Source organism: Portibacter lacus, assembly GCF_021533215.1.
In the GTDB taxonomy this organism is placed as follows: Bacteria; Bacteroidota; Bacteroidia; order Chitinophagales; family Saprospiraceae; genus Portibacter; species Portibacter lacus.
The window spans coordinates 124,964-150,518 of the sequence record NZ_JAJNKA010000006.1 but is presented as its reverse complement, the minus strand read 5'-3'; the positions used below and the strand labels follow the sequence as shown (position 1 = coordinate 150,518).

Annotated in this window: 27 protein-coding genes; 10 read left to right on the top strand and 17 right to left on the bottom strand. The window is 35.7% G+C overall.

Annotation, left to right across the window (positions count from 1 at the left end):
* Positions 1-40 precede the first annotated feature (40 nt).
* On the top strand, positions 41-1,027 hold the full coding sequence (locus tag L2586_RS11830; protein WP_235293110.1) for a hypothetical protein: 987 nt from the start codon (positions 41-43) through the stop codon (positions 1,025-1,027).
* A 255-nt stretch (positions 1,028-1,282) separates the two neighbouring features.
* Here the strand turns inward: L2586_RS11830 and L2586_RS11825 are convergent, their stop codons facing one another.
* Positions 1,283-1,900, bottom strand: a complete 618-nt coding sequence (locus tag L2586_RS11825) for a uridine kinase family protein (protein ID WP_235293109.1) — start codon at positions 1,898-1,900, stop codon at positions 1,283-1,285.
* A gap of 68 nt (positions 1,901-1,968) precedes the next feature.
* On the opposite strand from L2586_RS11825, the gene L2586_RS11820 reads away from it, so the two are divergent.
* The gene (locus L2586_RS11820; protein ID WP_235293108.1) at positions 1,969-3,270 is read left to right on the top strand and encodes a NupC/NupG family nucleoside CNT transporter; all 1,302 of its coding nucleotides are present in this window, start codon (positions 1,969-1,971) and stop codon (positions 3,268-3,270) included.
* A gap of 2 nt (positions 3,271-3,272) precedes the next feature.
* Here L2586_RS11820 and msrB read toward each other — a convergent pair whose 3' ends face one another.
* From msrB to rimO, 3 genes are all read right to left on the bottom strand, one after another.
* Positions 3,273-3,803, bottom strand: a complete 531-nt coding sequence (msrB, locus tag L2586_RS11815; RefSeq protein WP_235293107.1) for a peptide-methionine (R)-S-oxide reductase MsrB — start codon at positions 3,801-3,803, stop codon at positions 3,273-3,275.
* 97 nt (positions 3,804-3,900) lie between these two features.
* Complete coding sequence (locus tag L2586_RS11810; RefSeq protein ID WP_235293106.1) at positions 3,901-4,347, bottom strand: hypothetical protein; 447 nt, start codon at positions 4,345-4,347, stop codon at positions 3,901-3,903.
* Positions 4,347-5,663 carry a 30S ribosomal protein S12 methylthiotransferase RimO gene (rimO, locus tag L2586_RS11805; RefSeq protein ID WP_235293105.1) on the bottom strand — a complete coding sequence of 439 codons (1,317 nt, stop codon included), beginning with the start codon at positions 5,661-5,663 and terminating at the stop codon, positions 4,347-4,349. Before rimO ends, L2586_RS11810 begins: the two co-directional genes overlap by 1 nt.
* 61 nt (positions 5,664-5,724) lie before the next feature.
* On the opposite strand from rimO, the gene L2586_RS11800 reads away from it, so the two are divergent.
* Complete coding sequence (locus tag L2586_RS11800) at positions 5,725-6,411, top strand: hypothetical protein (RefSeq protein WP_235293104.1); 687 nt, start codon at positions 5,725-5,727, stop codon at positions 6,409-6,411.
* Positions 6,412-6,611: 200 nt separating this feature from the next.
* On the opposite strand, the gene L2586_RS11795 is transcribed toward L2586_RS11800, so the two are convergent.
* The 3 genes from L2586_RS11795 to L2586_RS11785 are packed head-to-tail and all read right to left on the bottom strand — an operon-like array spanning position 6,612 to position 10,126.
* Entirely contained in the window at positions 6,612-7,151 is a 540-nt protein-coding gene (locus L2586_RS11795) for a TrmH family RNA methyltransferase (protein WP_235293103.1), read from the bottom strand.
* The gene (locus L2586_RS11790; RefSeq protein ID WP_235293102.1) at positions 7,138-8,502 is read right to left on the bottom strand and encodes an ArnT family glycosyltransferase; all 1,365 of its coding nucleotides are present in this window, start codon (positions 8,500-8,502) and stop codon (positions 7,138-7,140) included. Before L2586_RS11790 ends, L2586_RS11795 begins: the two co-directional genes overlap by 14 nt.
* Positions 8,489-10,126 (bottom strand): CTP synthase, encoded by a 1,638-nt coding sequence (locus L2586_RS11785; RefSeq protein ID WP_235293101.1) that lies wholly within the window; start codon positions 10,124-10,126, stop codon positions 8,489-8,491. The genes L2586_RS11790 and L2586_RS11785 overlap by 14 nt, the downstream gene beginning before the upstream one ends.
* A 110-nt stretch (positions 10,127-10,236) precedes the next feature.
* On the opposite strand from L2586_RS11785, the gene L2586_RS11780 reads away from it, so the two are divergent.
* Genes L2586_RS11780 through L2586_RS11770 form a run of 3 tightly spaced genes read left to right on the top strand, consistent with a single transcriptional unit; the run spans position 10,237 to position 12,093 of the window.
* Entirely contained in the window at positions 10,237-11,031 is a 795-nt protein-coding gene (locus L2586_RS11780; protein WP_235293100.1) for an MOSC domain-containing protein, read from the top strand.
* A gap of 40 nt (positions 11,032-11,071) precedes the next feature.
* Positions 11,072-11,800, top strand: a complete 729-nt coding sequence (locus L2586_RS11775; RefSeq protein WP_235293099.1) for an outer membrane beta-barrel protein — start codon at positions 11,072-11,074, stop codon at positions 11,798-11,800.
* A 35-nt stretch (positions 11,801-11,835) separates the two neighbouring features.
* Entirely contained in the window at positions 11,836-12,093 is a 258-nt protein-coding gene (locus L2586_RS11770) for a hypothetical protein (protein WP_235293098.1), read from the top strand.
* Here L2586_RS11770 and L2586_RS11765 read toward each other — a convergent pair.
* The 9 genes from L2586_RS11765 to L2586_RS11725 all read right to left on the bottom strand — a co-directional run bounded on the left by L2586_RS11765 (position 12,090) and on the right by L2586_RS11725 (position 18,684).
* Positions 12,090-12,314 (bottom strand): hypothetical protein, encoded by a 225-nt coding sequence (locus L2586_RS11765; protein WP_235293097.1) that lies wholly within the window; start codon positions 12,312-12,314, stop codon positions 12,090-12,092. The genes L2586_RS11770 and L2586_RS11765 overlap by 4 nt on opposite strands.
* Positions 12,311-13,153, bottom strand: a complete 843-nt coding sequence (locus L2586_RS11760) for an XRE family transcriptional regulator (protein ID WP_235293096.1) — start codon at positions 13,151-13,153, stop codon at positions 12,311-12,313. Before L2586_RS11760 ends, L2586_RS11765 begins: the two co-directional genes overlap by 4 nt.
* A gap of 163 nt (positions 13,154-13,316) precedes the next feature.
* Positions 13,317-13,664 carry a gliding motility protein GldC gene (gene gldC, locus L2586_RS11755; RefSeq protein ID WP_235293095.1) on the bottom strand — a complete coding sequence of 116 codons (348 nt, stop codon included), beginning with the start codon at positions 13,662-13,664 and terminating at the stop codon, positions 13,317-13,319.
* Entirely contained in the window at positions 13,661-14,440 is a 780-nt protein-coding gene (locus tag L2586_RS11750; protein ID WP_235293094.1) for a TraB/GumN family protein, read from the bottom strand. Before L2586_RS11750 ends, gldC begins: the two co-directional genes overlap by 4 nt.
* A 117-nt stretch (positions 14,441-14,557) precedes the next feature.
* Positions 14,558-15,034 carry an Lrp/AsnC family transcriptional regulator gene (locus L2586_RS11745; protein ID WP_235293093.1) on the bottom strand — a complete coding sequence of 159 codons (477 nt, stop codon included), beginning with the start codon at positions 15,032-15,034 and terminating at the stop codon, positions 14,558-14,560.
* A 276-nt stretch (positions 15,035-15,310) separates the two neighbouring features.
* Positions 15,311-16,732: a Glu/Leu/Phe/Val family dehydrogenase gene (locus L2586_RS11740; RefSeq protein ID WP_235293092.1), complete on the bottom strand. Its 1,422-nt coding sequence runs from the start codon at positions 16,730-16,732 to the stop codon at positions 15,311-15,313.
* Positions 16,733-16,754: 22 nt separating this feature from the next.
* Positions 16,755-16,970, bottom strand: coding sequence for a CcmD family protein (locus tag L2586_RS11735; RefSeq protein WP_235293091.1), 216 nt, complete (start codon positions 16,968-16,970; stop codon positions 16,755-16,757).
* Positions 16,960-18,015: a cytochrome c biogenesis protein CcsA gene (gene ccsA / locus L2586_RS11730; RefSeq protein WP_235293090.1), complete on the bottom strand. Its 1,056-nt coding sequence runs from the start codon at positions 18,013-18,015 to the stop codon at positions 16,960-16,962. The genes L2586_RS11735 and ccsA overlap by 11 nt, the downstream gene beginning before the upstream one ends.
* Positions 18,016-18,024: 9 nt before the next feature.
* Complete coding sequence (locus L2586_RS11725; RefSeq protein WP_235293089.1) at positions 18,025-18,684, bottom strand: heme exporter protein CcmB; 660 nt, start codon at positions 18,682-18,684, stop codon at positions 18,025-18,027.
* A gap of 145 nt (positions 18,685-18,829) precedes the next feature.
* Between L2586_RS11725 and L2586_RS11720 the strand changes: the two genes are divergently transcribed.
* Positions 18,830-20,086: an N-acetylmuramoyl-L-alanine amidase gene (locus L2586_RS11720; RefSeq protein WP_235293088.1), complete on the top strand. Its 1,257-nt coding sequence runs from the start codon at positions 18,830-18,832 to the stop codon at positions 20,084-20,086.
* Here L2586_RS11720 and L2586_RS11715 read toward each other — a convergent pair.
* The gene (locus tag L2586_RS11715) at positions 20,051-21,076 is read right to left on the bottom strand and encodes a LuxE/PaaK family acyltransferase (RefSeq protein WP_235293087.1); all 1,026 of its coding nucleotides are present in this window, start codon (positions 21,074-21,076) and stop codon (positions 20,051-20,053) included. The genes L2586_RS11720 and L2586_RS11715 overlap by 36 nt on opposite strands.
* A 51-nt stretch (positions 21,077-21,127) precedes the next feature.
* Here L2586_RS11715 and L2586_RS11710 point away from each other — a divergent pair, with 51 nt between their 5' ends.
* From L2586_RS11710 to L2586_RS11700, 3 genes are read left to right on the top strand one after another with little or no spacing between them, the layout of a single operon-like run.
* Positions 21,128-21,616: a hypothetical protein gene (locus tag L2586_RS11710; RefSeq protein ID WP_235293086.1), complete on the top strand. Its 489-nt coding sequence runs from the start codon at positions 21,128-21,130 to the stop codon at positions 21,614-21,616.
* Between the two features lie 57 nt (positions 21,617-21,673).
* Positions 21,674-24,496 (top strand): beta propeller repeat protein, encoded by a 2,823-nt coding sequence (locus L2586_RS11705; protein ID WP_235293085.1) that lies wholly within the window; start codon positions 21,674-21,676, stop codon positions 24,494-24,496.
* Complete coding sequence (locus L2586_RS11700; protein WP_235293084.1) at positions 24,493-25,173, top strand: YjjG family noncanonical pyrimidine nucleotidase; 681 nt, start codon at positions 24,493-24,495, stop codon at positions 25,171-25,173. The genes L2586_RS11705 and L2586_RS11700 overlap by 4 nt, the downstream gene beginning before the upstream one ends.
* Positions 25,174-25,555: the final 382 nt, after the last annotated feature.

Below are 25,555 nucleotides of genomic sequence, written 5' to 3'. Positions count from 1 at the left end.
CATACAAACCTTTACTTTTGCGGCAAATCAAATAGAATAGATGGATTTTACATCACTTTTAATGTGGACTGGGTTTATACTGGCTTCTTTCTCAGTAATCGGAAATGATGTTATCCAGACGCTCGGAACCTTTATGAGTTCCAATGAGAAGAAACCATGGTGGGTACTATTTATTTTTGCAGGAAGTATACTCGCCATAACTTTGGTTTATAGTTGGGTTGTTAACAATGGAGATGTATCATTCTTGAGATTAATAGGTGACCCACCTGATCACAGTTTTGAAAATCCTAAGTATCCATTACCCGATCCTTTCGAATGGTATTATTTACTGCCACCTTTAGTTTTATTATTTGTGACACGCTGGGGAATTCCCGTGAGTACTTCTTTTCTCATTCTTACCTTCTTTAAGCCGAGAGGACTTGAAGATATGATGGTAAAATCCCTTATAGGTTACGCTGTCGCTTTTGGAACTGCCATTCTAGTATATGTATTAATTACTAAGAGGTTCGAGAAGAAATTTATGGAAAATCCGGTAGATCGGAAGCACCGCCAGATGTGGACTGTGTTACAATGGTTATCTACTGGATTTCTATGGACGCAGTGGCTAGCTCAAGATTTTGCTAACATATACGTCTACCTTCCAAGGCAGTTAGGAGTCACTTCGTTAGTTATTTCCTTGCTCATCTTGCTAGCTATGTTAGCATTCATTTTTTATGTCAAAGGTGGTGCAATTCAGAATATTGTAAAATCGAAAACGAATACAGCCGATATCCGATCTGCTACGATAATCGATTTTATTTACGGAATAGTACTTTTCTTTTTCAAAGAAATGAACAATATACCCATGAGTACTACTTGGGTTTTTATAGGATTGCTTGCAGGAAGAGAAATAGCTATTAGATGGAGATTAGATAATAAACTGACTAAAAGAGAAATTAAAGGAGTCTTAATTGACTTATTAAAAGTCACATTTGGACTGGTCATCAGTATTATTTTAGTCTTCTTCATTCGCTGGATCACAGGGTAAAAAATCCTTAGATTAGTCTTGATTTAAAAATTTTATATTAAATTTGATTATATATATAGGTGAAGACCATATACCTCAGAAGTTAAAGCCGAAAATTTAGAGTATAATACTTTTTAAGAAAAAGTTAGCCGTCAAGTGATAAGAGGAGTTGAAATCAATTTCACATGCTTTGGAAACCGATATTAAGGAATAGCCTGTGACCGATTTTCTAAATTACTACGAAAGAGAGGACATCGCCTCTTTGATCTTGATAATTTATTGAGTTTTAGACTTAATAAATCCTACCAAGATCTCAAATCCCTTATCAAAATTCACATTATTATTGATCACGATATCAGTTAGTTCCTTGTAAGGAGCAATGTATTTATCAAATGCAATCATCACATGATTCTCATATCTGTATAAAACATCCTCTAATGGATAATTCCTTTCTAACTGATCTCTTTTTATTCTTCTAATTACTTTGAGGTTTTCCTTCGCTTCTATAAATATACTGTAATCCAGTGCCTTACGAATCTTCTCGAAGTGCAAAACGAACAGACCTTCCACAATAATTACGGGTGCAGACTTCATTGTTATAATACCTGGAGTTTTCGTTTCATTGTTAAAGGTGTACTCTTGTCGTGTAACTGTCTTTCCATCTTTTAGTGCAATAATGTCGTATATCAATTCTTCATCATCAATAGAAACGGGTAGGTCAAAGTTCTTAACACCTTGCGCATCAGCGACTTGTTCGTCCCGTGGCCTATAATAGTCATCTTGGGAAATGATGCATATCTCTTCTTCATTAAAAACTGATCTCAGCTTTTTTATAAAAGATGTTTTTCCAGAGCCACTTCCTCCACTAATTCCGATTACTATAGGTTGATTCATATTTCAGCAAATGATATTTAAAACAAATATTAAAAAAAATACCTATTTTCCCACTCATAAATGAATATATGGAGTTTTTAACCGATTTATCACGGGGAGTTTTAGGGATTGTTGTGCTGATTTTAGTATGCTATTTGTTTAGTGCTAAGAAGCGAGAAATCAATTGGAAGTTGGTCGGAACAGGTATAGGACTGCAGGTATTGCTAGCTTTGTTGCTTTTAAAGGTGCCATTTATTAACAGCGCTTTTGATTGGATTGCTGACAAATTTGCTAAGCTGCTACAATTTTCTGGAGCAGGAGCAGAATTTTTATTTGGCAATTTAATTACCGATTCAGATTCCTTCGGTTACATTTTTGCATTCCAAGTGCTTCCTACGATTGTCTTTTTCTCTGCAATTTCATCGATGCTCTATTATTTTGGTATTTTACAGAAAGTCGTATATGTTCTAGCGTGGGTAATGAGCAAGACAATGGGTCTATCAGGTCCTGAGAGTCTCGCAACTGCTGCTAATGTATTCATAGGCCAGACTGAGGCGCCGCTAGTCGTGAAGCCTTATCTAGAGAAAATGACCCGATCTGAAATTCTTTGTCTGATGACAGGCGGGATGGCAACCATAGCTGGTGGTGTATTCGCTGCGTATATTGGATTTCTAGGTGGAACCGATCCAGAACTTCAAGCTTACTTTGCTAAACATTTACTAACTGCTTCCATCATTTCAGCTCCAGCTGCTATCGTTGCTGCTAAAATACTTCTACCTGAAACTAAGTCGAAAGATATTTCTTCTCAATTGGAAATGGAAGGCTCTACTGCAAATAATGTTTTAGATGCGATTTCTACTGGTACAACTGATGGATTAAAATTAGCCGTAAATGTAGGTGTTATGCTTCTTGTATTTACAGCCTTAATTGCCTTAGCGAATGCAATCATGCTTAAATTTGTCGGATCTTGGACTGGTCTTAATGATTGGGTAATCGGATTCACTGACGGTAGATTTGCTGGTTTTGACTTCACCTTTATATTGGGAGTTCTCTTCGCTCCATTCGCTTGGATACTCGGCACGCCATCTGAAGATGTTCTGCTCGTCGGTCAATTGCTTGGTCAGAAAACCATATTGAATGAGTTTTTCGCCTATGCTGAACTGAATAATCTAAGAGAAGCAGGTGCTAACTTAAGTCCTAAATCACTCATCATTGCCACTTATGCGTTATGTGGATTTGCGAATTTCGCTTCTATAGGTATACAAATAGGTGGTATTTCCGCCATTGCACCAGGACAGCGTAAGAATCTAACAGAACTTGGAATTAAAGCTCTGATAGGTGGTACGATTGCATGTTTCTTGACAGCGTGTATCGCTGGAGTACTTTATTAAGATTACTTTTTCTTAGGTTCGAAATCTAAAGATGCAGAATTGATACAATATCTTAAGCCGGTCGGTTTCGGTCCGTCATTGAATACGTGCCCTAAGTGTCCATCACATCTAGCACATAATACTTCCGTACGAACCATGCCATATTGTCGATCTTCTTCTTCGGCAACATTTGTCTCATTAATCGGCTCATAATAACTTGGCCACCCTGTACCTGATTTGAACTTCGTCTTAGAATCAAACAATGGTAATTGGCAAGCAGCACACGTGTACACTCCTTCTTCTTTGTTGTTTAACAGATCGCCTGTGAAAGCTCTTTCTGTACCTTTCTCTCTTAAGATATAATATTCTTCATCTGTTAATTCTTCTTTCCACTCTTTCTCACTCTTCTCGATTTTATCGATATTAGATTGAACTGCAGCTTTTACTTGAGTCGTATTTTCTGTTACAGCTTCTTTAGATTTTATTGCAGTTGATTGTGCATTACAAGCACTCAACGCCAAGCCTACTAGGCATAAATTGATTATATTCTTCATATCAATGTATTTATATTTAAAGATCCTTATGGATTTATGTCAATGTTTCAAAAGTACCAATCTGATGATTCCATCCTAGCAGATAACGCTTAGATAATCATTTTTGTTCGCCTCTTAACGCTTCATCTTGCTTAATTGCAATTTCTACGATTCTCCTCATTGCACCAATTATCGATATAAATAGTAAATAACAAAAGGAAAAAATGAAATAAATCCACTTCAATGAGCCTGAATCATTAATACCAAAACCAGACATGAAATTTGAAATAAATATAGAAATGGCTGCTACGACGATATAAGATGAGATCGAATAAGACCAGTATTTGCCTTTTTCCTCAGCATTTAGAAAATACACCGCATTCATCAAAGCGAAAAACAGCAACAACGTCAATGAAATTTCCCAGTGGATCGTCTCCCCTAGGTTCATCCCTGATTTCTCACCTATAAAAACTAAAAGATTCAGAACAACAATCGCTGCAATAACATATGCTGCTTGCTTAAATGGACTGATATCCTGCTTTAATATAGATCTAGGTTTTTCCATTAATCTACAACAAATGGTTCTCCATAAAGATCATAATCCTCAGCATTTATTATTTTTATATCGCAAAAATCTCCGATTCGCACAAAATGCTTCTTAGCGTCTATCAGTACTTCATTATCCACCTCGGCAGAATCTGATTCTGTTCTTCCTACAAAATATCCACCTTCTTTTCGGTCTATCAGCACCTTGAATACTTTACCAATTCGTTCTTCATTCTTCGCAAAGGAGATTTCTTGTTGTATTTCCATTAATCGGTTAGCCCGATCTGCTTTTTCTTCTGGCGAAATGTTATCCTCCAGATCATGGGCACTCGTATTCTCCTCATGAGAATATTGGAACACACCTAATCTTTCAAATTGCATCTCTTCTACAAAATCGCACAAATCTTGAAAATCCTCTTCCGTTTCTCCCGGAAAACCAACTAACATGGTCGTTCTTATAGTAATTCCAGGAATAATCTCGCGAATATCATTGATCAACTTAGTCGTTTCCTCTCTCGTCACTTGACGCTTCATCGCTTCTAACACATTGTTATTCGCATGCTGAAGAGGAATATCTAAATAATTACAAACTTTAGGCTGTCGAGCCATCGTGTGAATAATATCTAATGGAAACTTACTTGGATAAGCATAATGTAACCTAATCCATTCTATTCCTTCTACTTCACACAACGCATCCAATAACTCTGGAAGTGCTCTTTTCTTGTATAAGTCAAGGCCGTAGTAAGTTAATTCCTGTGCAATTAAAATCAACTCCTTCACTCCTATTCGAGCTAAGCTTTTCGCTTGAGTTACCAGATCTTCTATAGACTGAGAAATATGTTGACCTCTCATTAAAGGAATAGCACAGAAACTACACTTTCTATTACAACCTTCAGAAATCTTCAGATATGCAAAGTGCTGTGGAGTCGTCGTTACCCGTTCCCCTATTAATTCGTGCTTATAATCGGCATCCAATTTCGCAAGTAATCCAGGGAGCTCCATCGTACCGAAATACGCATCTACTTCAGGAATTTCTTGCTCTAGATCATCTTTATATCTCTGTGAAAGGCAACCTGTCACATATAGTTTCTCAATATTTCCAGCTTTCTTTTCTTCAGCGTAACTTAGAATTGTATTAACACTTTCCTCTTTCGCAAGATCTATAAAACCACAAGTGTTTACGATTACAATATCCGAATGCTCTTCTGTTTCATGAGCAACATCATAATCGTTACCTCTAAGCTGTGTCATGATATTTTCAGAATCTACTAGATTCTTACTACATCCTAAAGTGACTACATTCACTTTCTCTTTTCTTAAAGTTTTCGTTTTCATTGGTGCAAATATAGGTATACCTTGGTTAAAATATTGTCTTATAACCAAACGTTATAAAAAAATGAAAATCTACCTTAGTCTTTTATTCTCAATTTTCTTCTTTTCAATGCATGGTCAGATCGGCTTGCAATTTCGTTATTCTAGTCTGAATGTTGAAGAATGGACTGATGCTACTAAGGAAGCTGACTTATTCAAAAACAACTTTGACTTTGGTATTGATTATTGGCTTAGGCTTAAGGAATATCGAGTGGAGTTCAATCCTGAGCTTTATACTTCAAGGGCTAGCACAGAGGGAAATTCTGCTAATTACAAGTCAGAAGTTTATGGTTTATCTACCAATACTAATTTTTATATTTTTGATTTTATTGGTGATTGTAATTGTCCAACGTTCTCTAAGGATGGAAACTTTTTCACTAAAGGATTTTTCATTTCTGCAACGCCCATGGTAGAATATCATACGAAAAAGGCAGAAAGTGTAGACGATGGTCCAGAGCTAAAAGTTAATAACACATATTTTGCTGGAGCAATTGGAGCTGGTGTAGATATCGGCCTTACGGATCTCATTACCATTACGCCATATATCAGATACAAGCTTACTCCTAACGTTTCATGGGATGGACTGAGTCAATTCGAAGGTATGGAGAATGTGGAAGATGAGAAGTTTCTATTAAAGCAATTGCAATTTGGGGTTCGTCTTGGATTCCGACCAGACTACATCAGAGAACAGAACAAATACAGATTCAGGTAGGATAACGTTTATTATTTTCCCATTCGAATTTCACATTCTCATAAGGTGTTTATTCCATAACACTAAAATTTATAGGACTTTGGGTTTTAACCCGAGACATGAATACTATTTTCTCGTGCTGAAAAAAGAGGTCCTTTGATTCTACTTCTCTCCATACAATCGACATAGAAGAGTTTAGTTCAATACCCAGAGCAACCTAGTTACCTAAGATAATGCTTTGCAAATTCATAGATCACAATCCCTGCACATACCGAAACATTTAAAGAATGCTTCGTTCCATATTGTGGAATTTCTATAAATGTATCAATCACATCTAGGCTATCTGTGCTAATTCCTTCTACTTCATTTCCCATTACAATTGCATAACTTTCATTCACATTAACATGAAAATCAGCAAGTGAGATCGATGCATTCGTTTGTTCTATTCCAACTACATGTGCTCCCTCATTCTTTGCCTTATGAATTGCTTCCGTAGTCGTCTCAACATAGATCCAATCCACAGCATGATTAGCTCCTATAGCAGTCTTCAGGATTTCTTTATTAGGTGGAGTGGCTGATATACCACACAAGTAAATTTTAGAAATCAAAAAAGCATCTGAAGTTCTAAAAATAGATCCCACATTCAGCGCTGATCTAAAATTGTCCACAATGATCGAAATCGGAATCTTCTCAGTCTGTTTAAATGTTTCAACATCAACTCGATTCAATTCTTCTAACTTAAGTTTCTTAACGCTTTTCATACAATTCTACGGATATGGATAAAAATTTAAATGCCTTCCTTAATGTGTAATCTGCCTGTAATTTTTCATAGTCTACATCTTTGTAGTCATTAATCACTTTACTATAAATAATAAATGGCTTCTCCCCTATTTTAGCTTCTTGATAACTCGGTTTATTCGCATCCAGATAAAGAAACCTAGATTCCGATTTTAATGGAAATTCACTTCCTACTTTTTCTATGTCAATGTTTTCTTCCACTATATAATCATTCATCTTCTCTACCAAATGATAAAAAGGTAGGTGACCAAGTGTTACGTCCCAGCCTTGAGATATACTCCGAGGATAGATCCAACAGTTACCAAGGAAAAGCAAAATAAGAACCGCTGTTCTCAATTTGCTTCTATTATATTCAATTGCAGCAACGATAAACCAAAAACTAAATAAAGCATAAATTGGCATAAAATATCTGTGAGCGGTCAGATACTTAAACCCAGCTAATGGCAGCACAAATACGATTACAAATGCTATGATAAAAGCTACGAAAAAATAAAAAGGCTTAAGATCAAATTTTGATTTAATCAAAAGGAAGCCTAAACCTAGAAGTGTAAAAACGTTTCCAAAATCTAAAAATCTCCAGCAAACAAGACCAAGATTTCTTAAATACCCCAAAACACTTACCGCTTGAAAGCTTTCTTTCCACGGGGAATCTGCATGAAAACCAAACCATCTATTGTGAAAATAATGACTAACCAGAAACGCAAGAGCAGCCATTCCTGATGCGATATATTTTATTATGAGATGAATACGAAATTTCCTTTCTTTCATATAAGTCCACAATAATTCGCCTAGAAAAAGGGCGAAAACGACCATCATGCCTCTCATACTTAATATTGCTAGAAAAATAGTAGCAACAATCAGTAAGGTATTTTGCTTTCTTAGGATAGCATTTAATGCTAGAAAAAATAGAAAAATAAGAACGTTATCAGGACTTACTAGAATGGAATGACCTAGAAATATCGGGTTACAAAACAGGATGGCAGGAAACCAGAACGCTTTCTTGTTTCCTAGAAAAAATTGACCTAATCTATGTGCCTGAAAAAGGTAGCCGATGACAAAGAATCCATTAAAAATATGGCTTGTCAATAGCGATTGTCCAAAAATCTTCCAAAACAGTGCAAGACTAAGTCCATAAAATGGAGGGTGCCCACTATTGATTTCTTTAGGAAGAAAGAATGACGAAAAGTGGCCATCAAAGAAGAAAGAAGCTTGCTTTGATGACAACTGTATCGTATCCCAAAAGAAAAAATTCTGAGCATTGAGGGCTAATATAATTACCCAAATAAATGGAATGGCTAGATTACGCTTCCACACGCTCCTTCTGGTATTTAGCCTTTTTCGATGCTAAAGCCGCTTTAACAAAAGCAATAAATAATGGATGTGGATTTTCTACCGTACTTTTTAATTCAGGGTGAAACTGAACACCCACGAAAAATGGATGATCTTTTAATTCCACAATTTCCACTAGACCTGTCTTAGGATTTATTCCTGTAGCCAATAGCCCAGCTTTTTCAAAGCCTTTCACGTAATCACTATTTACCTCATATCTATGACGATGTCTTTCCGTTATTAGACCTGTACCATATGCTTCATAAGCCTTACTTCCTTTTTTCAACTTACACTCATAGGCACCAAGTCGCATCGTTCCGCCATATTCTGTAATTTTCTTCTGATCTTCCATCAGGTCGATAACCTTGTGTTCACTATCAGGATTGACTTCCGATGAAGATGCATCTGCTAATCCCATAACATTTTTATGAAATTCGACTACTGCACATTGCATACCCAGGCATATTCCGAAAAAAGGAATTCCCAATTCTCTTACCGATTTTATCGCATTCAGCTTGCCTTCGATTCCTCGCTCACCAAAGCCAGGAGCTACCAAAACACCATCTAAATCTTTGAATTTTTCGGCAGGATCTTTCCCATTTTCTAGACTTTCACTATGAATGGAAACGACTTTAACCTTACATTCATTCTCCGCTCCAGCATGAACAAAAGATTCGTATATAGATTTATACGCATCTGGAAGTTCATTATATTTTCCGACTAAGCCAATTTTTACTTCGTGTGTCGGATTTTTTAATCTGCCTAGAAATGCCTTCCATTTTGTAAGATCAGGTTCGATCGTATAATCAAGCCCTAACTTCTTTAAAGTGATGACGTCTAATTTTTCTTTAAGCATTAAAAGGGGCACATCGTAGATCGTTTCAGCATCCATCGCTTCGATAACAGAAGCTTCTTCTACGTTGCAAAACAATGCTAATTTTCTTTTGATATCATCTGATAAAGGATGTTCCGTTCTGCAAACCAGAATATCAGGTTGAATTCCTGTTTGCAATAATTCTTTAACCGAATGTTGTGTTGGTTTAGTTTTCAGTTCTTTAGCAGCACTTAGGTAAGGAATAAGTGTTAAGTGAATATTCAGACAATTCTCTTTCCCTAACTCCATTCTCAACTGCCGCAAAGCTTCTAAGTAAGGTAAAGATTCTATATCACCAACGGTACCACCTATTTCTGTGATGATGACATCGTAATTCCCTTTTTGCTCGAGCAATTTAACCCTACGTTTAATTTCATCAGTGATATGAGGAATTACTTGAACTGTTTTACCAAGGTATTCACCTCTTCTTTCCTTCTGGATGACCGTTTGATAAATAGAGCCTGTTGTTACATTGTTTGCTTGAGAAGTTGCTCTGTTCAAAAATCTTTCATAGTGTCCTAGGTCGAGATCTGTTTCTGCACCATCATCTGTTACATAACATTCGCCATGCTCATATGGATTCAGTGTACCTGGATCAACATTTATATAAGGATCAAATTTTTGAATAGTGCCCGTAAACCCACGTGCTTGGAGTAATTTCGCAAGAGATGCTGCAATGATCCCTTTACCTAATGAAGATGTCACGCCGCCCGTAACGAATATATATTTAGCCATGTTATAATTTAAAAAACGATGATTACATTACGGGATACAAAGGTAAGGTTACTTCTCATTTTTATACTATAACTTAGCAAAGAATTTTATTTTTACTTATTTATGAACTTATGGAAGTAAAAGACATCATCATATATCCGATTAAATCAGCTGGAGGAATTCATCTGGATCAAGCTATGGCGCTTGAAGAGGGACTGAAGTATGATCGAAGGATGATGCTTGCAGATGAAAATGGCCAGTTTATTTCCCAAAGAAATTTTCCTCAGTTGGCACTTGTTGGTGCAAAACTGGAAAATAATGGATTCCATTTTTTCAAAAAATCTAAGCCAAGTGACAGCATTTTTATTCCACATGATGCGGCCTTAGGTACCTATGAAGCCGTTCGGGTCTGGGAACATGAATTTACGGCAAGGAAAGTACTGTTAGATATTCACTTGTGGTTCAGTGAGATCGTAGGAATGAAAATATTCCTGTTTAAAACTGGGGAAAAAAGTAATAGAACGAAAGAACTTGTTAAACCTCCAGGAATTACAAAAGTAAGTATGGCAGATGGTTATCCTTATTTAATAATATCAGAAGCATCCCTAAGAGACCTGAATAGAAGGTTAATTGTGCCTGTTCCAATGGAAAGATTCCGTCCGAATATCGTCATCAAAAATTCACTTCCCTACCAAGAAGATGGCTTAGATAAGATCGCTATCGGAGAAGTTAAATTTAGAATGATTAAAGAGTGTGTAAGATGTGTTATGGTAAATATCGATCAAAAAACTTCTAAAAAATTAGTGGAACCGCTCAAAACATTGTCATTATATAGGAAGGAAGACAACAACGTATATTTTGGAATGAATGCAATTGCACTCCATTCAGGAAATATTCATGTTGGTGATTCGATCTCAGAAATTTAGTTATTTTTACATATTATATATTTTTTTAATATTTAACGCAATGAAATTAAAGAATATACTTTTAGGATTAGCCCTTGTATTCACGGTTCAAGGTTTATCCGCTCAGAAGGTTTATTTATGGCTTGATGCAGGTGTGAAAGGTTCTTATGGACCGAACATGATGGTGAATGCTGACATATTGAATGGTTTTAATTATACACCTAAGATTAACGGTTCCTATTCTTTCGGAGCAAAGTTTGGTTTTAACTTTGGTGAGTATTATGCCCTAACAGTAGATGGAATGTACTCCCAGTTTAAACAGCAGTTCACTTATAAGCCAGACTTATCTACCCAAACAGCAATCAATGAATATCGCTGGAGTTCGATAGATCTATATCCATTATTGAGATACAACAGAAGCATCAATTATGTAGAGATAGGTCCAAGAATTTCTTGGCTTAGAAATGCTAGGCAAGCTAATAACACTTCTGGATTTACAGATGTTACTGGTGATTTTAATGACATTAGTTATTCAGCAATTCTAGGATTCGGATGGTATGCAGCAGGTGATGATGCCTTTACTGCAATCATAGGAGTTAGGCTTGGATACGATTTACAAGATTTTGTATCTGAAGCAGGTCATGCTAACAATCAAGTTGATCTTGGTTTAGTAGAAGGAGATGCTTCTACGAATCCCGCATTTGTTCAGTTGGTTTTCGAATTAAACTGGGGATTAGGTTATTATGCGAAAACAGTGTGCGGAGGTCGAGCTAGATTTTTCAGATTTTAATTGAACCATATAGACTGATTACCTATTGTAATCATATGGAAAAGAATCGTTCATACATTCCTGTGGGCTGCGATTTTGTAGATTTAATTGAAATTCATGCAACTCGCAAAGATCAAGTCCAACTGAAATACAGAAATGGTCAAGGAACGGACTGTCTTATTAATACACGACTAGTTACCTGGGAAACGCGTAACAAAGTGGAATACCTTATCACCTCTGATCCATTAGAGATCCGACTGGATGATGTAATATCTATAAATGGCCATGTAGACGAAAAGCGTTGTTCGATCTAAGGATTCAGCGTCTTAAAGGAAACAATTCGCACAGGTTCACCCCACATGAACATATTCATTGCGTCTATTTTTACAGCTTTGCATTCCACCTTATGACCGTCTAATTTCAACTGATCCGGCATTGGCATTGGTAAGTATTCATTTCCATCATCAGAAACAATCCCCCAGAAACCAGTTCCAAGGTCCATATATTTTGCAGTTCCTACTATTTTAAAACTCATACTCTTACTCTGTTTTGTTTTAATAATTTCTGTATCGTCGCACTTAGATCTTTGATCAATTCTGATTGGTCATCTATGGTATTTCGCAATAATTCCACATCATCACTGAATCCATTCCTTACATTAGAAGGTGAGGGCATAAACGGACTTATTTTAACTTTAATATACCAAATTTCAAGGACGTCATTGATAGCAATTACTCTATCCTCATAAAATGAATTATCCGAAATAAGGGTAACACTGGCTCTTTTCGCAATGTTATTTTCAATACGCTTCACAAGTACATCATGCTGAGTAATAACTACATAAACGTAACCATTTTTCACACTAGAATGCCATTGATCTCTTTCTATATAACTACATACGATTTTATCACCTTCGAATAAAGTAGGTTCCATGCTGTCACCAGAAACTGAGAACGATCGAAAAGTACCTCGGCTATTATTGAATTCTGGTAAGCTGTAAGTTTCTAAATCTGTAAAATATGAAGGATCCATCAGTTGCCCTCCGTAACCAGCTTGTGCTGGTATAGGGATGTGTACAATCTTTTCTTCCTGGGCATTATCTGTGACTACGGTAAGTACGTAATCTTTCTTAGCATGATCATTCGCAAACATTTCACCTCTGCCAGAAAATAAATAATCGGCATTTAGATCGTATACTTCTATTGCTTTACGAAGAACTTCGATCGTTACATCTCGTCTCCCTTTCACTATTTCGCTTAAACTCTGGGGCAAATAATCGAGAGACATAGCAAATTGGCGACTAGATCTCACCATATTCGATGCTAACAAACGATCATGACACTTTATAAACCTTTGAGTTACAACACTATTCATATTATATTTATATATATAGTCCAAATGTAATAAAATATATATATAAAATATAACTAATATGATGATTTCACCAAATTAGTTACAAACATGTTTTCACTTGTATTCGACTGAATAAGGGAAGCCTTATCAGTTATTAAAAGAGCATTATTTCAAGCATACTCCCCTACTCTTCTTTTTCAAGAAGTCCTGTACTTTGACCAAAATAGTGAACAAAGTTTCCAAATTGATTAGCTAGGTCTGAATTCTGAGTTGCTTTAAAATATGTATCTGCAAGTCCTCTTAATGTTTGAAACATAAATCTATCCATCTCATCGACTTGCATACTTTTTGTCCACAAATCCAACTTGATCGTATCTAATTTATCTTCATCAAATAATGACAGAAGCATCGCTTTACAAGGCTCCATTTCATTCTTACCATCATCTGCCTTCCAATGAATTTCTGCAGGTACATTGTCTTCATCTAAGCCTATCTGTACCGTGATCGTTGATTTTTTCTTTATTTCACTCATATCGCTTTTAATTTCCAGCCTTTATCTTTTAATAATTTCAATATTCCATGTTGTCCAGCTAAATGACCTGCACCTACTGCCATAAACGACTTTTGATTTAAAGTTAATTCTTCAAATCGATCGGCCATTATGAAATTCCTTTTTTTCAATAGTATGTGCTTATACTTCCCAAGGGACTTCTTCCCGTTTTTATATAGCAAATTAATGCTTTCTTCTTCATACCACTTCGCCATTTTCAGAATATTCTTTCTATAGATGTAAGGCCTCTTAGAGATATCCTTAACCATTTTAAGTTGATCCTTCATCTTGATAGCTTGCATTATTTGCTGCTGAGATGCATAAGTTTCTACTCCGTCTAGCTCTTTCTCACTTTCCTTCGCAAAATTCCACAGAAAGATATCTAATGGCAGATGATAGTCTTTAGTGAGTATCGCTTCCCCAATAATATTAACGATTAATAAAGGTAGGTAATATTCAAATTGACGTAAATCCACCTTGAAAGACTTTTCAATAATCTTATGAATCTTACGAAATTTCTTCTCTCCGATTAAATCACTCAGGGATTTCCCATCTGGTATCAGTAAGTCTTCAGCGTGCTGTACAAACTGTATGTTATCTAAGTTATACTCTGCAATAAATAAATCAGATTCAAGAATTAACTCCTTTAACTGCGTTAACCTAGTAAAAACACGTTGGCTTTTCACATGCATAGTTCCAAAAAGAAAGGAGTCATGATGACCCTCTTTTGAAAGTTTCCACAAAAGAGATTGCTGCATATTTATGGCTTGTTAAAAAAAGAGATCTTTTCTAAAAAAGATCTCTTTTTTCAATATATCGAATATAACCTTTTATGCGGTGTGCATATTCGCTTTTATATTCAAGTTTAATTCTTATTATTCGTAATCAAAAGGTAATACTTTATCTTTCTTCACTTTTGATAAAGTCATTAACGATTTAATTCTTTCTATTTCATCTATCTGAGACAATGTTTTAAACAACAACTGCTCATATGATGGAAGATCCTTACAAACAATTTTCATTAAGAAATCTGCATCACCAGTTATGATGTAACATTCCGTAATTTCATCTATATTTTTGATCTTTTCTAAGAAATTATCCAGTGCATTTTCTTTTTGCCAAGCTAAGTTCACTAGCGCAAAAGTTCTAACATTTAATCCTATAGCTACAGCATCTACTTTCGCGTGATAAGATTTTATAACACCGGACTGCTCTAATTTTTTTACTCTTTCTAAGGTAGGTGCAGGAGATAATCCTATTTTCTTAGACAAGTCTAAATTTGTAATTTTACTATTTTCTTGTAGCAGCTTTAATATTTGGAGATCGATTTTGTCTAACTTCATATCTGGCATATCCGATAATTTACATTTTTACGAAAAACATTATTTTTAAAGAGTGCAAATTTAACAAATAATATTTTAAACGGTGATAAATATGTGTTAAAAGTTTAATTGTAGACCATCCTAAATAAGGACAATTTTGTCTCAAAAAAACATTTAACACACATTATATAAATGATATTTTAAACTTTTCAATTAATTCTACAGCCTTAGATAAAAGGCAACGACCGCTAGAAATTAACCCGCGTTATCATACAATTGAGTATAAAAGAAAATGCCAAATGATAATTATGGGAAAACCCCCATACTTAAATAATCACTGGAGATCTTATTTAATGCAGTTACAAATGCTGCAGATCTATAATCATTCACTTTTTTCCTTCTATTTTTCAATTCTCTGATTTGATAAAAAGAGTTAATCATCGTTTCTTCTAAACCAGACCGTACCAAATCCACCTCATCTGCTCCTCTTGCAATGACTTGTCGTTCTCTCTTGCCGATAACTTTACCAGTTGTTTTCTCAACTAAGTTAACAAGGCTTTCATAGGTATTCTGATTATATCTTTTTTCCATTCTTCCGAAACGCATATGAGATAGGTTTTTCAACCACTCAAAATACGATACCGTTACACCACCTGCATTTAAGAACATATCTGGTAGAATAATGACACCTTTTTCTAAGAGTATTGCTTCGGCTTCATCCGTTACAGGACCATTTGCTGCTTCTGCAATAATTTTAGCTTTTACTAAATGTGCGTTATCGATTCGAATTTGACTTTCTAATGCTGCAGGAACTAAAACGTCACAATCAATGCTCAACCATCCATTTCGATCTTCTAGTTTAGTAGATCCTGGAAACCCGATCATCGTACCGTGTTCTTTTCTATATCTTAAAACCTTATCGATATCCATTCCATCCTTATTGTAAATGGTTCCTTCTATTTCTGAAACACCTACGATAACCGCTCCTCCTTCATTCTGAGAAATCGTTGCAGCATAAGATCCAACATTTCCTAATCCTTGAACAACCATTCTTTTTCCTGAAATACCAGGAGTTAGACCGATTGCTTCCATTTCATCTTTCTGAAGTAACAATTCACGTAAACCGTAAAAAACACCTCTTCCAGTAGCTTCTGTTCTTCCTCTAATTCCACCTTGAGACACTGGCTTTCCTGTAACACAAGCGAGACCATCTATATCTCCAATCTTGAAAGTATTGTAAGTATCTAAAATCCAAGCCATTTCTCTAGCTCCAGTCCCGTAATCAGGAGCTGGAACATCTAATGAAGCTCCGATAAAGTTTTTACGGATTAATTCCGTAGTATATCTTCTGGTAATTTTTTCAAGTTGTTCAGGTGTGTATTTTCTTGGGCTAATTTTCACTCCTCCTTTTGCACCACCGAATGGTACATCCACTAATGCACACTTAAAGGTCATTAATGTTGCAAGTGCCATAACCTCATCTTGATTCACATGACTTGAAAACCTAATTCCACCTTTTGTTGGCGTTCTGTGTTGAGAATGCTGAACCCTGTAAGCTTCGATCACTTGAATTTGGTTGTTAATCTTTACAGGAAACCTCATTTGATAGACAGCATTACACTCCCTAATATGAGACAAAAGTCCTTTAGGCAAATCCGTTAAAGCCGCAGCTTTGTCGAAACTGTTTAGCACACTTTGGTAAAAAGCGGCTTGTTTTTCTCCTTTCATTTGTAATTTGTTTTATTGAAATCTAATTGTGGCTTGAGATTTCGTTTTCGATTTTTTTAATTTTCCGATCTATATATATTAAAAAACAAGTAATTCCTATGAAGGTGATCACCATCACGCCTACGACCACATAAATCTTTCCTATACTTCTAAAAAAGTCAGGTCCATCACCGTGTGCAAAAGCAGTATTAATACTCATGCTTATTATTGCTAAAACTAATAGTAATTTATATTTCATCGATTCTATTTCTTAATTTCTTATATCTTATCATCAAATTTGACATCCATAATCCGATCAACGTGAATGCAATAATTGCGGGATAGAAAACCATCCTCATTGTGTTATCCATATCTTCACCACCGAAGCCTGGATTTCCTCCATTACCTGGGTGTAAACTATCCGTTAACCTCGGTATTACAAAGATCAATGGAACAATGATAAAGAAAGCAAATATATTGTAACTAGAAGAGATTATTGCCTTTTTATCGCCATCCTTAATACTAGATCTCAATACTAAATAAGCCGCATAAATCATCATCGATACTGCTGCCATATTAAGTTTCACATCCGTTGTCCAATATGTCCCCCACGTATTCTTAGCCCACAAAGCACCAGTAGCTAAACCTAAAATTCCAAACAAGGTTCCTACTTCTACTAGGCTACTTGCAACATTATCAAAATATGGCTCTCTCTTTCTGAGAAACTTAATACTATAAATAACTGAAATAAGAAAGAGGATAAACATGGAAAACCAGAGGCTTACGTGAAAATAAGTATTTCTTAAAGTCTCGAATAAAAGGTTCCTGAATGGAATTGCTAATCCTTTATGCTTATTTAACTTACCAAGACTATCTGATGTCCACGCTGTCATTCCAGAACTTAGATCACTTCCTTTCTTCGCAATGAAAATACTATATGGTAATACGATGCTCCCCATTTCTGGTGCATCCAGAACTAAAGAGAAATCTAGTACTTCCTCATCAACTGGTAGATTTTCGGGCACATCGAATGTTACATCCACACTTTGGTCACCAGAAATTTTGACGCTTTGTGCTTGTAGAATATAAGTCGTATCTCTTACCAACCAAGCTCTTAAATCACTTGCTGAAAGGGTTTCTAACCTCGCGTTATAAGTCGAGGCCGTGATCACTGAAGTTTCTCCAGACTTAATATTTTGAGGAAATGCAGTTGTAATTCCTGGCCGTAATGGCATTAAAAATCCAACGATAATTACATAAAGCATTAATAAAACTCCTAAACCTTTCCACCAAATACCTTTCATAGACCCTTTTTAAGTACGCCAAATTTGTGGGAACAAAATTAATGAAACACCTACAAGTATTGTAATTATTGACAACAATAATAAAATGTCATTTGCAATTGTTGTCATTCCAAGAATTCCTATGCCTGCACCAGTGATTCTTAGATTGAATAAAACCACCGGTAAAACTAGAGGAATCGAAAGCACAGACATAAGCGTAGCACTATTTCCGCCCTTCGATGCAATAGAGGAAACTAAAGTGAAAATAACACTTACTCCTAATGCACCTAAAATCACACCCAATACAAATATCCCATAGTTCTCGATCGGATTATTTATAAAAACAATAAAAGCTGCCATTATGAGTAATCCCATAAGCAACAAACTGAAGAAATTATATATAAATTTCGCAATAATTATTTCGATAGGTCCAGTAAGATAGTAGTAATAAAGGGACCGTTGAGAAATTTCTTGGCTGAAACTTTTCATCATCGCACTTACTGCAGTGAATATGAAAAGTATCCAAAAAATCGCATTCCATAGCATAGGACTAACCGTCTGAAGTATCTTAGAAATAATAAATACAGTACTTATTACGTATAAGAATATACTCGCTAAGATGTAACGTTGACGAAGCTCAATGTTGAAATCTTTAAGGATTAGATACCAGATGTTAGATAAAACTTTCACTCCTACAAATGTAGTGGTGTTTATTGAAATCTTTGCTTTTAATGCAAAATTTTTGAATTCCGATGAATTATATTTTTTTCTTGATTAGAATTTGATAACTTTGTTATATTACAATAATTTATAATATATAAAATACTGGTTTCCCATGACTCGATTGGCCTATATTTTCCTTTTTTCCTTCTTTTCTACGATAGGAATTATTGCTTCTGATGCAACGTACTATAAGGTTGCAGCAGAAAACGGCGATGGAGTTTACTCTATTTTAAGAAAATACAACTTAGTAGATGAGTATTGTAATATTAAGCAATTCTACAAATTGAATAATCTTGGTAAGGACGCTAAACTTCAAGTAGGAAGAAAATACTTTATTCCAATTCTGGTTTATAGTTACAATGCTGTAAATATCCGAACTTCTATAGGTAAAGATGACTGGGATCTTGCAGTTGGGATTCAGAAGTATAATGAAATGATGCATGCTAATGGGCTCAGAAAATCTTCTTACAAAGAAGACAAGCAGCTTTGGGTTCCCTTTTCATCGTTATATTGTGGTGGTAGTACGAAACAAAACAATGAGCACCAAACCTTAGTTGGCGTTCCTGTTGCCAATAACAATATCAATAAAGTTACACCTGCAAAGGTGGAAGCACCATCTTCTAATAATTCTAGTACAAAACGAAACTTTAAAGTAGAACAGCTATTTGGCAAGGCTTACGAACAATATGAGGAAGTAGATCAGTCTTTAAAAGATAAGGTGTTTTACATCGTCAGTGGTCATGGAGGTCCGGATCCAGGAACAATGTGTACTACTTGTCCACAAGATTTATGTGAAGATGAATATGCCTACGATGTTGCATTAAGACTTGCAAGAAACCTTAAGCAGCACGGTGCAGTTGTGGAAATTATTATTCAAGATGAAAATGACGGAATACGAGACGCTCAATATTTAAAGTGCGATAAAGATGAAAGATGTAATGGTCGAAAATTGCCTCTAAACCAGCGTGCGAGACTTGAACAACGAGTTTCACATATTAACACCCTATATTTAAAATACAAGAAAAAAGGATACAAAGATCATACTGTAATCGCCTTGCATGTAGACTCTGCGGGGAAAAGTGCAAGAAAAGATGTTTTCTTTTACCATCACAAAAACTCACCTAGAGGAAAGGAGTTAGCTCATAATATCCATAAAACATTCCAGAGTAAGTATGACAAGTTTCAAAAAGGAAGAGGTTACAAAGGAACCATTCGGCACCGTGGATTATATATGGTAAATAATACGAATCCTCCTATTGTCTACATTGAGTTAGCAAATATCCAGAATCCGCTTGATCAGAAAAGAATTTTATTAAATTCTAATAGACAAGCACTAGCTAACTGGATCTTCCAAGGACTCATCAAGTAGTAAATTACAACCGCGCAGTTCGGCATTATCCATTCTGCCTAATACTTGAAATTCAGATCGATCATTTAGAATACCTAAGTCTTGCGTTTCTATAAAGCTACAGGTATCAAAATTGGCACAATCTATCACCTTTATAATTCCAGTTTTATGATTCTTCTCTAACTCTAGCGGATCTCTTAATTCTCCTATATATATTTTCTTAGTAGAAGCTGACTGATACCACTTTCCATTTGAGGAATAGGACTGAGACAATAATTCTGTCATTCCATATTCAGATCCGACCGCATCTAGATTCCACGCTTTTCGAAACTTAGCTATAATTTCTTCCTTAGACATTTCTATTTTAGAAGTTTTCATACCACCTGTTTCTATTACCTGTAATCCTGGAAAATCGATCTGATATTTACACAAGTCTAAAAGCGCAAAGCTCACTCCGAACAGAACTGTTGGAATACCCTCCGACTTGCATTGATTAAGAACTTCAATTAATTCCGTTTCCTTTCCCAGGTAGTAACCAGAAAATGCATAATCACTTTGTTTAATAAAAGAGTTAACCATACTCACTAATGAGGAATCAGGTCTTTCAGTATATCCTGGCAAAATGGCTAGAAAACAATAATCTTTAATGGGACCGAAAGCTTCTATAAATCCTTCTTTTGCATTTTCTAAGTAGAACTCCTCAGATCGTATATGATGCTTACTGCGAATAGAACCTGTCGTCCCGCTGCTACCAAACACAACATCACCTTTCCACTGTCCAGTCTTGATCACATAATTTTTAAAAAAACTTATAGGCAGAAATGGAGCTTGTTCTGGTGAAGTGATTTGAAGTGGATTTATTCCTAATAAATCACAGAAAGACCGATAGGTAGAATTGTATTCATGCTGAAATCTAAAGACTTCTAACGCGAACGCATTAAAATCTGCCTTATAAAACCGTTCGTTAAACAGTTTTACTATTTTTTCTCTTTCTAAGATGTAATTAGACATATTTCAAACGTTCTACTAAAAATTAAGGCATAATTAATTAATTTTATATATATGTTCAGATATATTCCATACATCTTTGTTCTTTTTATTTTCCATTCTTGTATAAATGCACCAGATTATCCAGATGAACCGGTCATAGAATACGTTGGAATTAGTAAAACGACATTAAACCAAAATAGTCTAAATACAGATTCATTGTTTGTAACGTTCTCGTTTACAGATGGCGATGGAGACTTAGGACATAATCCTGAAGATACGACAAGGAACATTTTCATAAAAGATTTACGAACAGGAAATTTTCAAGATAAATTCAAGAGCCCATATATTCCTGAAGAAGGGATAGGAAATGGAATTACTGGAGAGATCCAATTACTCTTATACACAACGTGTTGCATCTTCCCCAATAATATTCCTCCATGCAGCGCACCACAAGAATTTCCTCTTGATACAGTTACTTATGAGATCACAATTATGGACAGATCTGGTAACTTAAGCAATAAAATAGTAACTGAACCCATTATTGTTAGGTGTATTAATTAGGATAGTTCCACAGGATTATTAAATTTATGGAACATTACTACGCTAAATCTAATTTTAATGACAAAAACCACTCGATTGTTATTAAGTGCGGTTACGTGCTTATTACTTACTACGTCTGCATTTTCTCAAGGATTTCAGCCTCCTTCTAGCAGGGCGAAAGACAGAGCAGAAGCGTTTGAAAAAAGAGAAGCTCTTAAAAAATCTAGTCCATTTAATCAAATTCCATTTATCAATGTCGGTCCTACTGTAATGAGTGGTCGAGTAGTTGACATTGAAGTAAATCCAGATAATCCTACTACTTTTTATGTAGCATATGCTTCCGGAGGATTATGGAAAACCATTAACAATGGGACAAGTTTCGATCCTATTTTCGATAATGAAGCAGTGATGACAATTGGTGATTTCGATGTAGATTGGAAAAATGGGGTTATTTATGTTGGAACAGGTGAAGTCAATTCGAGTAGATCTTCATATGCTGGTCTCGGTGTTTTCAAATCAACCGATGATGGTAAATCATGGAAAAATGTTGGTTTAGAAGATTCTCACCACATAGGTAAAGTAATTATTTCAGAAAGTAATCCTAATGAAGTATTAGTCGCTGCCCTGGGGCACCTTTATTCAGATAATTCAGAAAGAGGTGTTTTTAAATCTAAGGATGGTGGTACAACGTGGGAGAAAACATTGTTCATAGATGATAGAACCGGTGTAGTAGACCTAGAACAAGATCCACAAAATGATCAAATATTCTATGCTTCAAGTTGGGAAAGAGAAAGAAGAGCTTGGGACTTTGTAGAAGCTGGCGAAGGATCCGCAATCTATAAAAGTGTAGACGGAGGTGAAAGTTTCAGCAAATTGACTACTGCAGATAGTGGATTTCCTGTAGGTCAAGGTGTAGGGAGAATTGGTTTGTCAATGCATCATAAAGATGGAGTTGAAAAAATATATGCGTTGCTTGACAATTATGAAAGACGTCCGGCAGAACCTATTGATGAAACGAAATTAAGTAAAGATCAACTTCGAACAATGTCTAAGGATGAGTTTCTAAGTCTTGATAATAAGCTGCTTAGCGGGTTTTTGAATAGTTATCGATTTGATAAAAAATACAATGCTGATAAGCTAAAAATGATGGTGAAAAGTGATGAGATCAAACCAATAGCATTGGTTGAATTCGTCGAGGATGCAAATTCATTGCTTTTTGATACCCAAGTTATCGGGGCGGAAGTATATGTAAGTATTAACGGAGGCACCACGTGGAAGAAAACACATGATGGTTATATAGAATACCTCTACAATAGTTATGGATACTATTTCGGAATGATCGAAGTTTCGCCTTCTAATCCTGACAAACTATATATTGCAGGAGTGCCAATTTTATCCTCAAATGATGCTGGTAAAACTTGGAAAAATATAAATAAAGAGAATGTACATGTAGATCATCATGCATTGTGGATCAACCCAAATATGCCGGGTCATCTAATAAATGGAAATGATGGTGGTGTTAATATTACTTATGACGATGGAGAACATTGGATAAAATGTAATTCACCTGCTGTAGGTCAATTTTACTATGTCAATGTCGACAATGAGGATCCTTACAATATATATGGTGGTGCTCAAGATAATGGTGTATGGTACGGTCCAAGTAATTACAAGGCAAGTTCGAGATGGCATGGAACGGGAGATTATCCATACAAAGCTTTAGTAGGTGGAGATGGAATGCAAATTCAAATTGACTCGCGTAACTCAGATATCGTTTATGCTGGGTCTCAATACGGAAATTATTATAGAATCAATAAGAAAACAGGTCAACGAGCCCGTCTTACACCAAGTCATGAATTAGGTGAAAGGCCTTACAGATGGAACTGGCAAGCCCCTATCCTACTCTCATCTCATAATCAAGATGTTTTCTACATGGGATCTAATCATCTTCACAGAAGTATGGACCAAGGCAAATCATTTACTACTATTTCAAAAGATTTAACAAATGGAGGTAGAAAGGGAGACGTTGCATATGGCACATTATCAACTATAGATGAATCGGTATTTAGATTTGGCTTAATTTATACGGGCTCGGATGATGGAGTCATTCAAGTTTCTAAAGATGGAGGTTTCACATGGGACCGAATATCTAACAAGCTGCCACAAGATATGTGGGTAAGCAGAGTTAGAGCTTCTACTCATAAAGAATCAAGGGTATATGCTAGTCTGAATGGATATCGATGGGATGATTTCACCCCGTATTTATATATCTCAGATGATTATGGTCAAAATTGGTCAAGAATAGGCCAAGAATTACCTCATGAAGCAATTAATGTGGTAAAGGAAGATCCTGTCGACGAGGATGTTCTTTATGTAGGAACTGATCATGGTGTTTATGTTTCTACAGATCGTGGTGTAACTTTCACCATTATGTCTAAAGATTTGCCAGCTGTAGCTGTTCATGATCTAGTTATTCAAGAAAAATCAAAGGAGATTGTTTTAGGAACACATGGTCGCTCTTTCTATAAGGCTGATATAGAACCAATCCAAGAATTTAATAAAATCAAAAGTGAGAAGTTACATATCTTTGCTTTAGAAGATGTACGTAAATCATCTCGCTGGGGAAGTAAACCTTCTATTTTCAATAGAGATACCGAACCAAAATTTGAAATAAAGATTTATGCTTCTAACGCTCAGAATGCAATTATCAATATTAAAAACGAAGAGGGAAAAATCATTCAAACTCTCAATAAGGAATTGCCTTATGGTATCTCTTTGATAACCTATAATCTGTCTGCGATAGAAGGAAGTGAGAAGGCTGATGATGGAAATTTTTATTTGGAGAGGGGAAAATATGTGATCGAATCTGGAGCAAGTAAACAAGAATTTGAAGTTAAGTGAGTAAGATAAAAAACCTGTTTTTCGATTTAGACAATACCATTTTGGATTTTTCTTATGCTAGTCATGTGGCATTCAAGTCATTGTTGAATCATTTTAATCGAGATGCATATGACTCCTATTCGGTATACAATCAGGGAAACTCAAAAGTCTGGAAGGAGTTCGAAGAAAATAAAATAACAGCTCTAGAATTGAGATCGAAAAGATTTGATTTATATCTCGATGCTATGGGCTGGGAAGGTGATGGAGGAGAATGGAACAAGGTTTATCTAGAGAATGTGATTCTCAATACGAAGTATGTTTCAGGCGCGGAATTACTCATCAGAGATTTATCTAAAGATTACAATATCCATATCGTAACGAATGGCTTAAAAGAAGTTCAAAGACCAAGACTAAAGGCTGCACAACTTGAACCGTTTCTCAGTTCGATAACGGTTTCTGATGAAATCTCTGCAGCAAAACCACAACCTCGATTCTTCGAAGTAGCAATGGAGAATGCTGGTATATCTAACCGAGAATCTGTTCTTATGATTGGTGATAGTTATGGAAGTGATATTACTGGTGGTCATGGTTATGGGTTAAAGACTTGCTGGTTTAATCATGATAAGATTAAAGAGGATCGGAAAATACACGATTTTGAGATCCACCAGATTTCAGAGTTGGCGGGTATTTTAAGATAATGACCGGATCTGTAAGCCGAGCAAAGCAACGAGCGCAGGCTTGGATTGCAGAGCTAGCATCAGCTGCGAAAAATTGATAACATCACTAAAAAAGTGCTGTCATCAAAATAATACCAATAACAAAGAGATGACCCCGGATCTGTAAGCCGAGCAAAGCAACGAGCGCTGGCTAGGATTGCAGAGCCTGTACCAGCTCCAAGAAATTAATAACATCACTGAAATAATCTTAGGTGTCACCCCGCTGGGGCTCATTCATACTCTAGTTTGCTTGGATACAGAGGTTGAACCCCGCTGGGGTTATCATTTCAAAAAATGGTGTTTGATCATTAACCTTTGTAAGTCCAATAGCTTTGTTAAATAACGTTAATTCTCTATCTATGAT

What these genes read in the sequence shown, in the direction of transcription:
- L2586_RS11785 (WP_235293101.1), bottom strand. Translation starts at nt 10,126, where the DNA reads ATGGCTAAATATATATTCGTTACGGGCGGCGTGACATCTTCATTAGGT.
- L2586_RS11745 (WP_235293093.1), bottom strand. Translation starts at nt 15,034, where the DNA reads ATGCCAGATATGAAGTTAGACAAAATCGATCTCCAAATATTAAAGCTG.
- L2586_RS11770 (WP_235293098.1), top strand. Translation starts at nt 11,836, where the DNA reads ATGGAAAAGAATCGTTCATACATTCCTGTGGGCTGCGATTTTGTAGAT.
- L2586_RS11765 (WP_235293097.1), bottom strand. Translation starts at nt 12,314, where the DNA reads ATGAGTTTTAAAATAGTAGGAACTGCAAAATATATGGACCTTGGAACT.
- L2586_RS11735 (WP_235293091.1), bottom strand. Translation starts at nt 16,970, where the DNA reads ATGAAATATAAATTACTATTAGTTTTAGCAATAATAAGCATGAGTATT.
- L2586_RS11710 (WP_235293086.1), top strand. Translation starts at nt 21,128, where the DNA reads ATGTTCAGATATATTCCATACATCTTTGTTCTTTTTATTTTCCATTCT.
- L2586_RS11740 (WP_235293092.1), bottom strand. Translation starts at nt 16,732, where the DNA reads ATGAAAGGAGAAAAACAAGCCGCTTTTTACCAAAGTGTGCTAAACAGT.
- L2586_RS11775 (WP_235293099.1), top strand. Translation starts at nt 11,072, where the DNA reads ATGAAATTAAAGAATATACTTTTAGGATTAGCCCTTGTATTCACGGTT.
- rimO (WP_235293105.1), bottom strand. Translation starts at nt 5,663, where the DNA reads ATGAAAACGAAAACTTTAAGAAAAGAGAAAGTGAATGTAGTCACTTTA.
- ccsA (WP_235293090.1), bottom strand. Translation starts at nt 18,015, where the DNA reads ATGAAAGGTATTTGGTGGAAAGGTTTAGGAGTTTTATTAATGCTTTAT.
- L2586_RS11795 (WP_235293103.1), bottom strand. Translation starts at nt 7,151, where the DNA reads ATGAAAAGCGTTAAGAAACTTAAGTTAGAAGAATTGAATCGAGTTGAT.
- L2586_RS11810 (WP_235293106.1), bottom strand. Translation starts at nt 4,347, where the DNA reads ATGGAAAAACCTAGATCTATATTAAAGCAGGATATCAGTCCATTTAAG.
- L2586_RS11830 (WP_235293110.1), top strand. Translation starts at nt 41, where the DNA reads ATGGATTTTACATCACTTTTAATGTGGACTGGGTTTATACTGGCTTCT.
- L2586_RS11705 (WP_235293085.1), top strand. Translation starts at nt 21,674, where the DNA reads ATGACAAAAACCACTCGATTGTTATTAAGTGCGGTTACGTGCTTATTA.
- L2586_RS11715 (WP_235293087.1), bottom strand. Translation starts at nt 21,076, where the DNA reads ATGTCTAATTACATCTTAGAAAGAGAAAAAATAGTAAAACTGTTTAAC.
- L2586_RS11800 (WP_235293104.1), top strand. Translation starts at nt 5,725, where the DNA reads ATGAAAATCTACCTTAGTCTTTTATTCTCAATTTTCTTCTTTTCAATG.
- L2586_RS11720 (WP_235293088.1), top strand. Translation starts at nt 18,830, where the DNA reads ATGACTCGATTGGCCTATATTTTCCTTTTTTCCTTCTTTTCTACGATA.
- msrB (WP_235293107.1), bottom strand. Translation starts at nt 3,803, where the DNA reads ATGAAGAATATAATCAATTTATGCCTAGTAGGCTTGGCGTTGAGTGCT.
- L2586_RS11780 (WP_235293100.1), top strand. Translation starts at nt 10,237, where the DNA reads ATGGAAGTAAAAGACATCATCATATATCCGATTAAATCAGCTGGAGGA.
- L2586_RS11750 (WP_235293094.1), bottom strand. Translation starts at nt 14,440, where the DNA reads ATGCAGCAATCTCTTTTGTGGAAACTTTCAAAAGAGGGTCATCATGAC.
- gldC (WP_235293095.1), bottom strand. Translation starts at nt 13,664, where the DNA reads ATGAGTGAAATAAAGAAAAAATCAACGATCACGGTACAGATAGGCTTA.
- L2586_RS11820 (WP_235293108.1), top strand. Translation starts at nt 1,969, where the DNA reads ATGGAGTTTTTAACCGATTTATCACGGGGAGTTTTAGGGATTGTTGTG.
- L2586_RS11825 (WP_235293109.1), bottom strand. Translation starts at nt 1,900, where the DNA reads ATGAATCAACCTATAGTAATCGGAATTAGTGGAGGAAGTGGCTCTGGA.
- L2586_RS11760 (WP_235293096.1), bottom strand. Translation starts at nt 13,153, where the DNA reads ATGAATAGTGTTGTAACTCAAAGGTTTATAAAGTGTCATGATCGTTTG.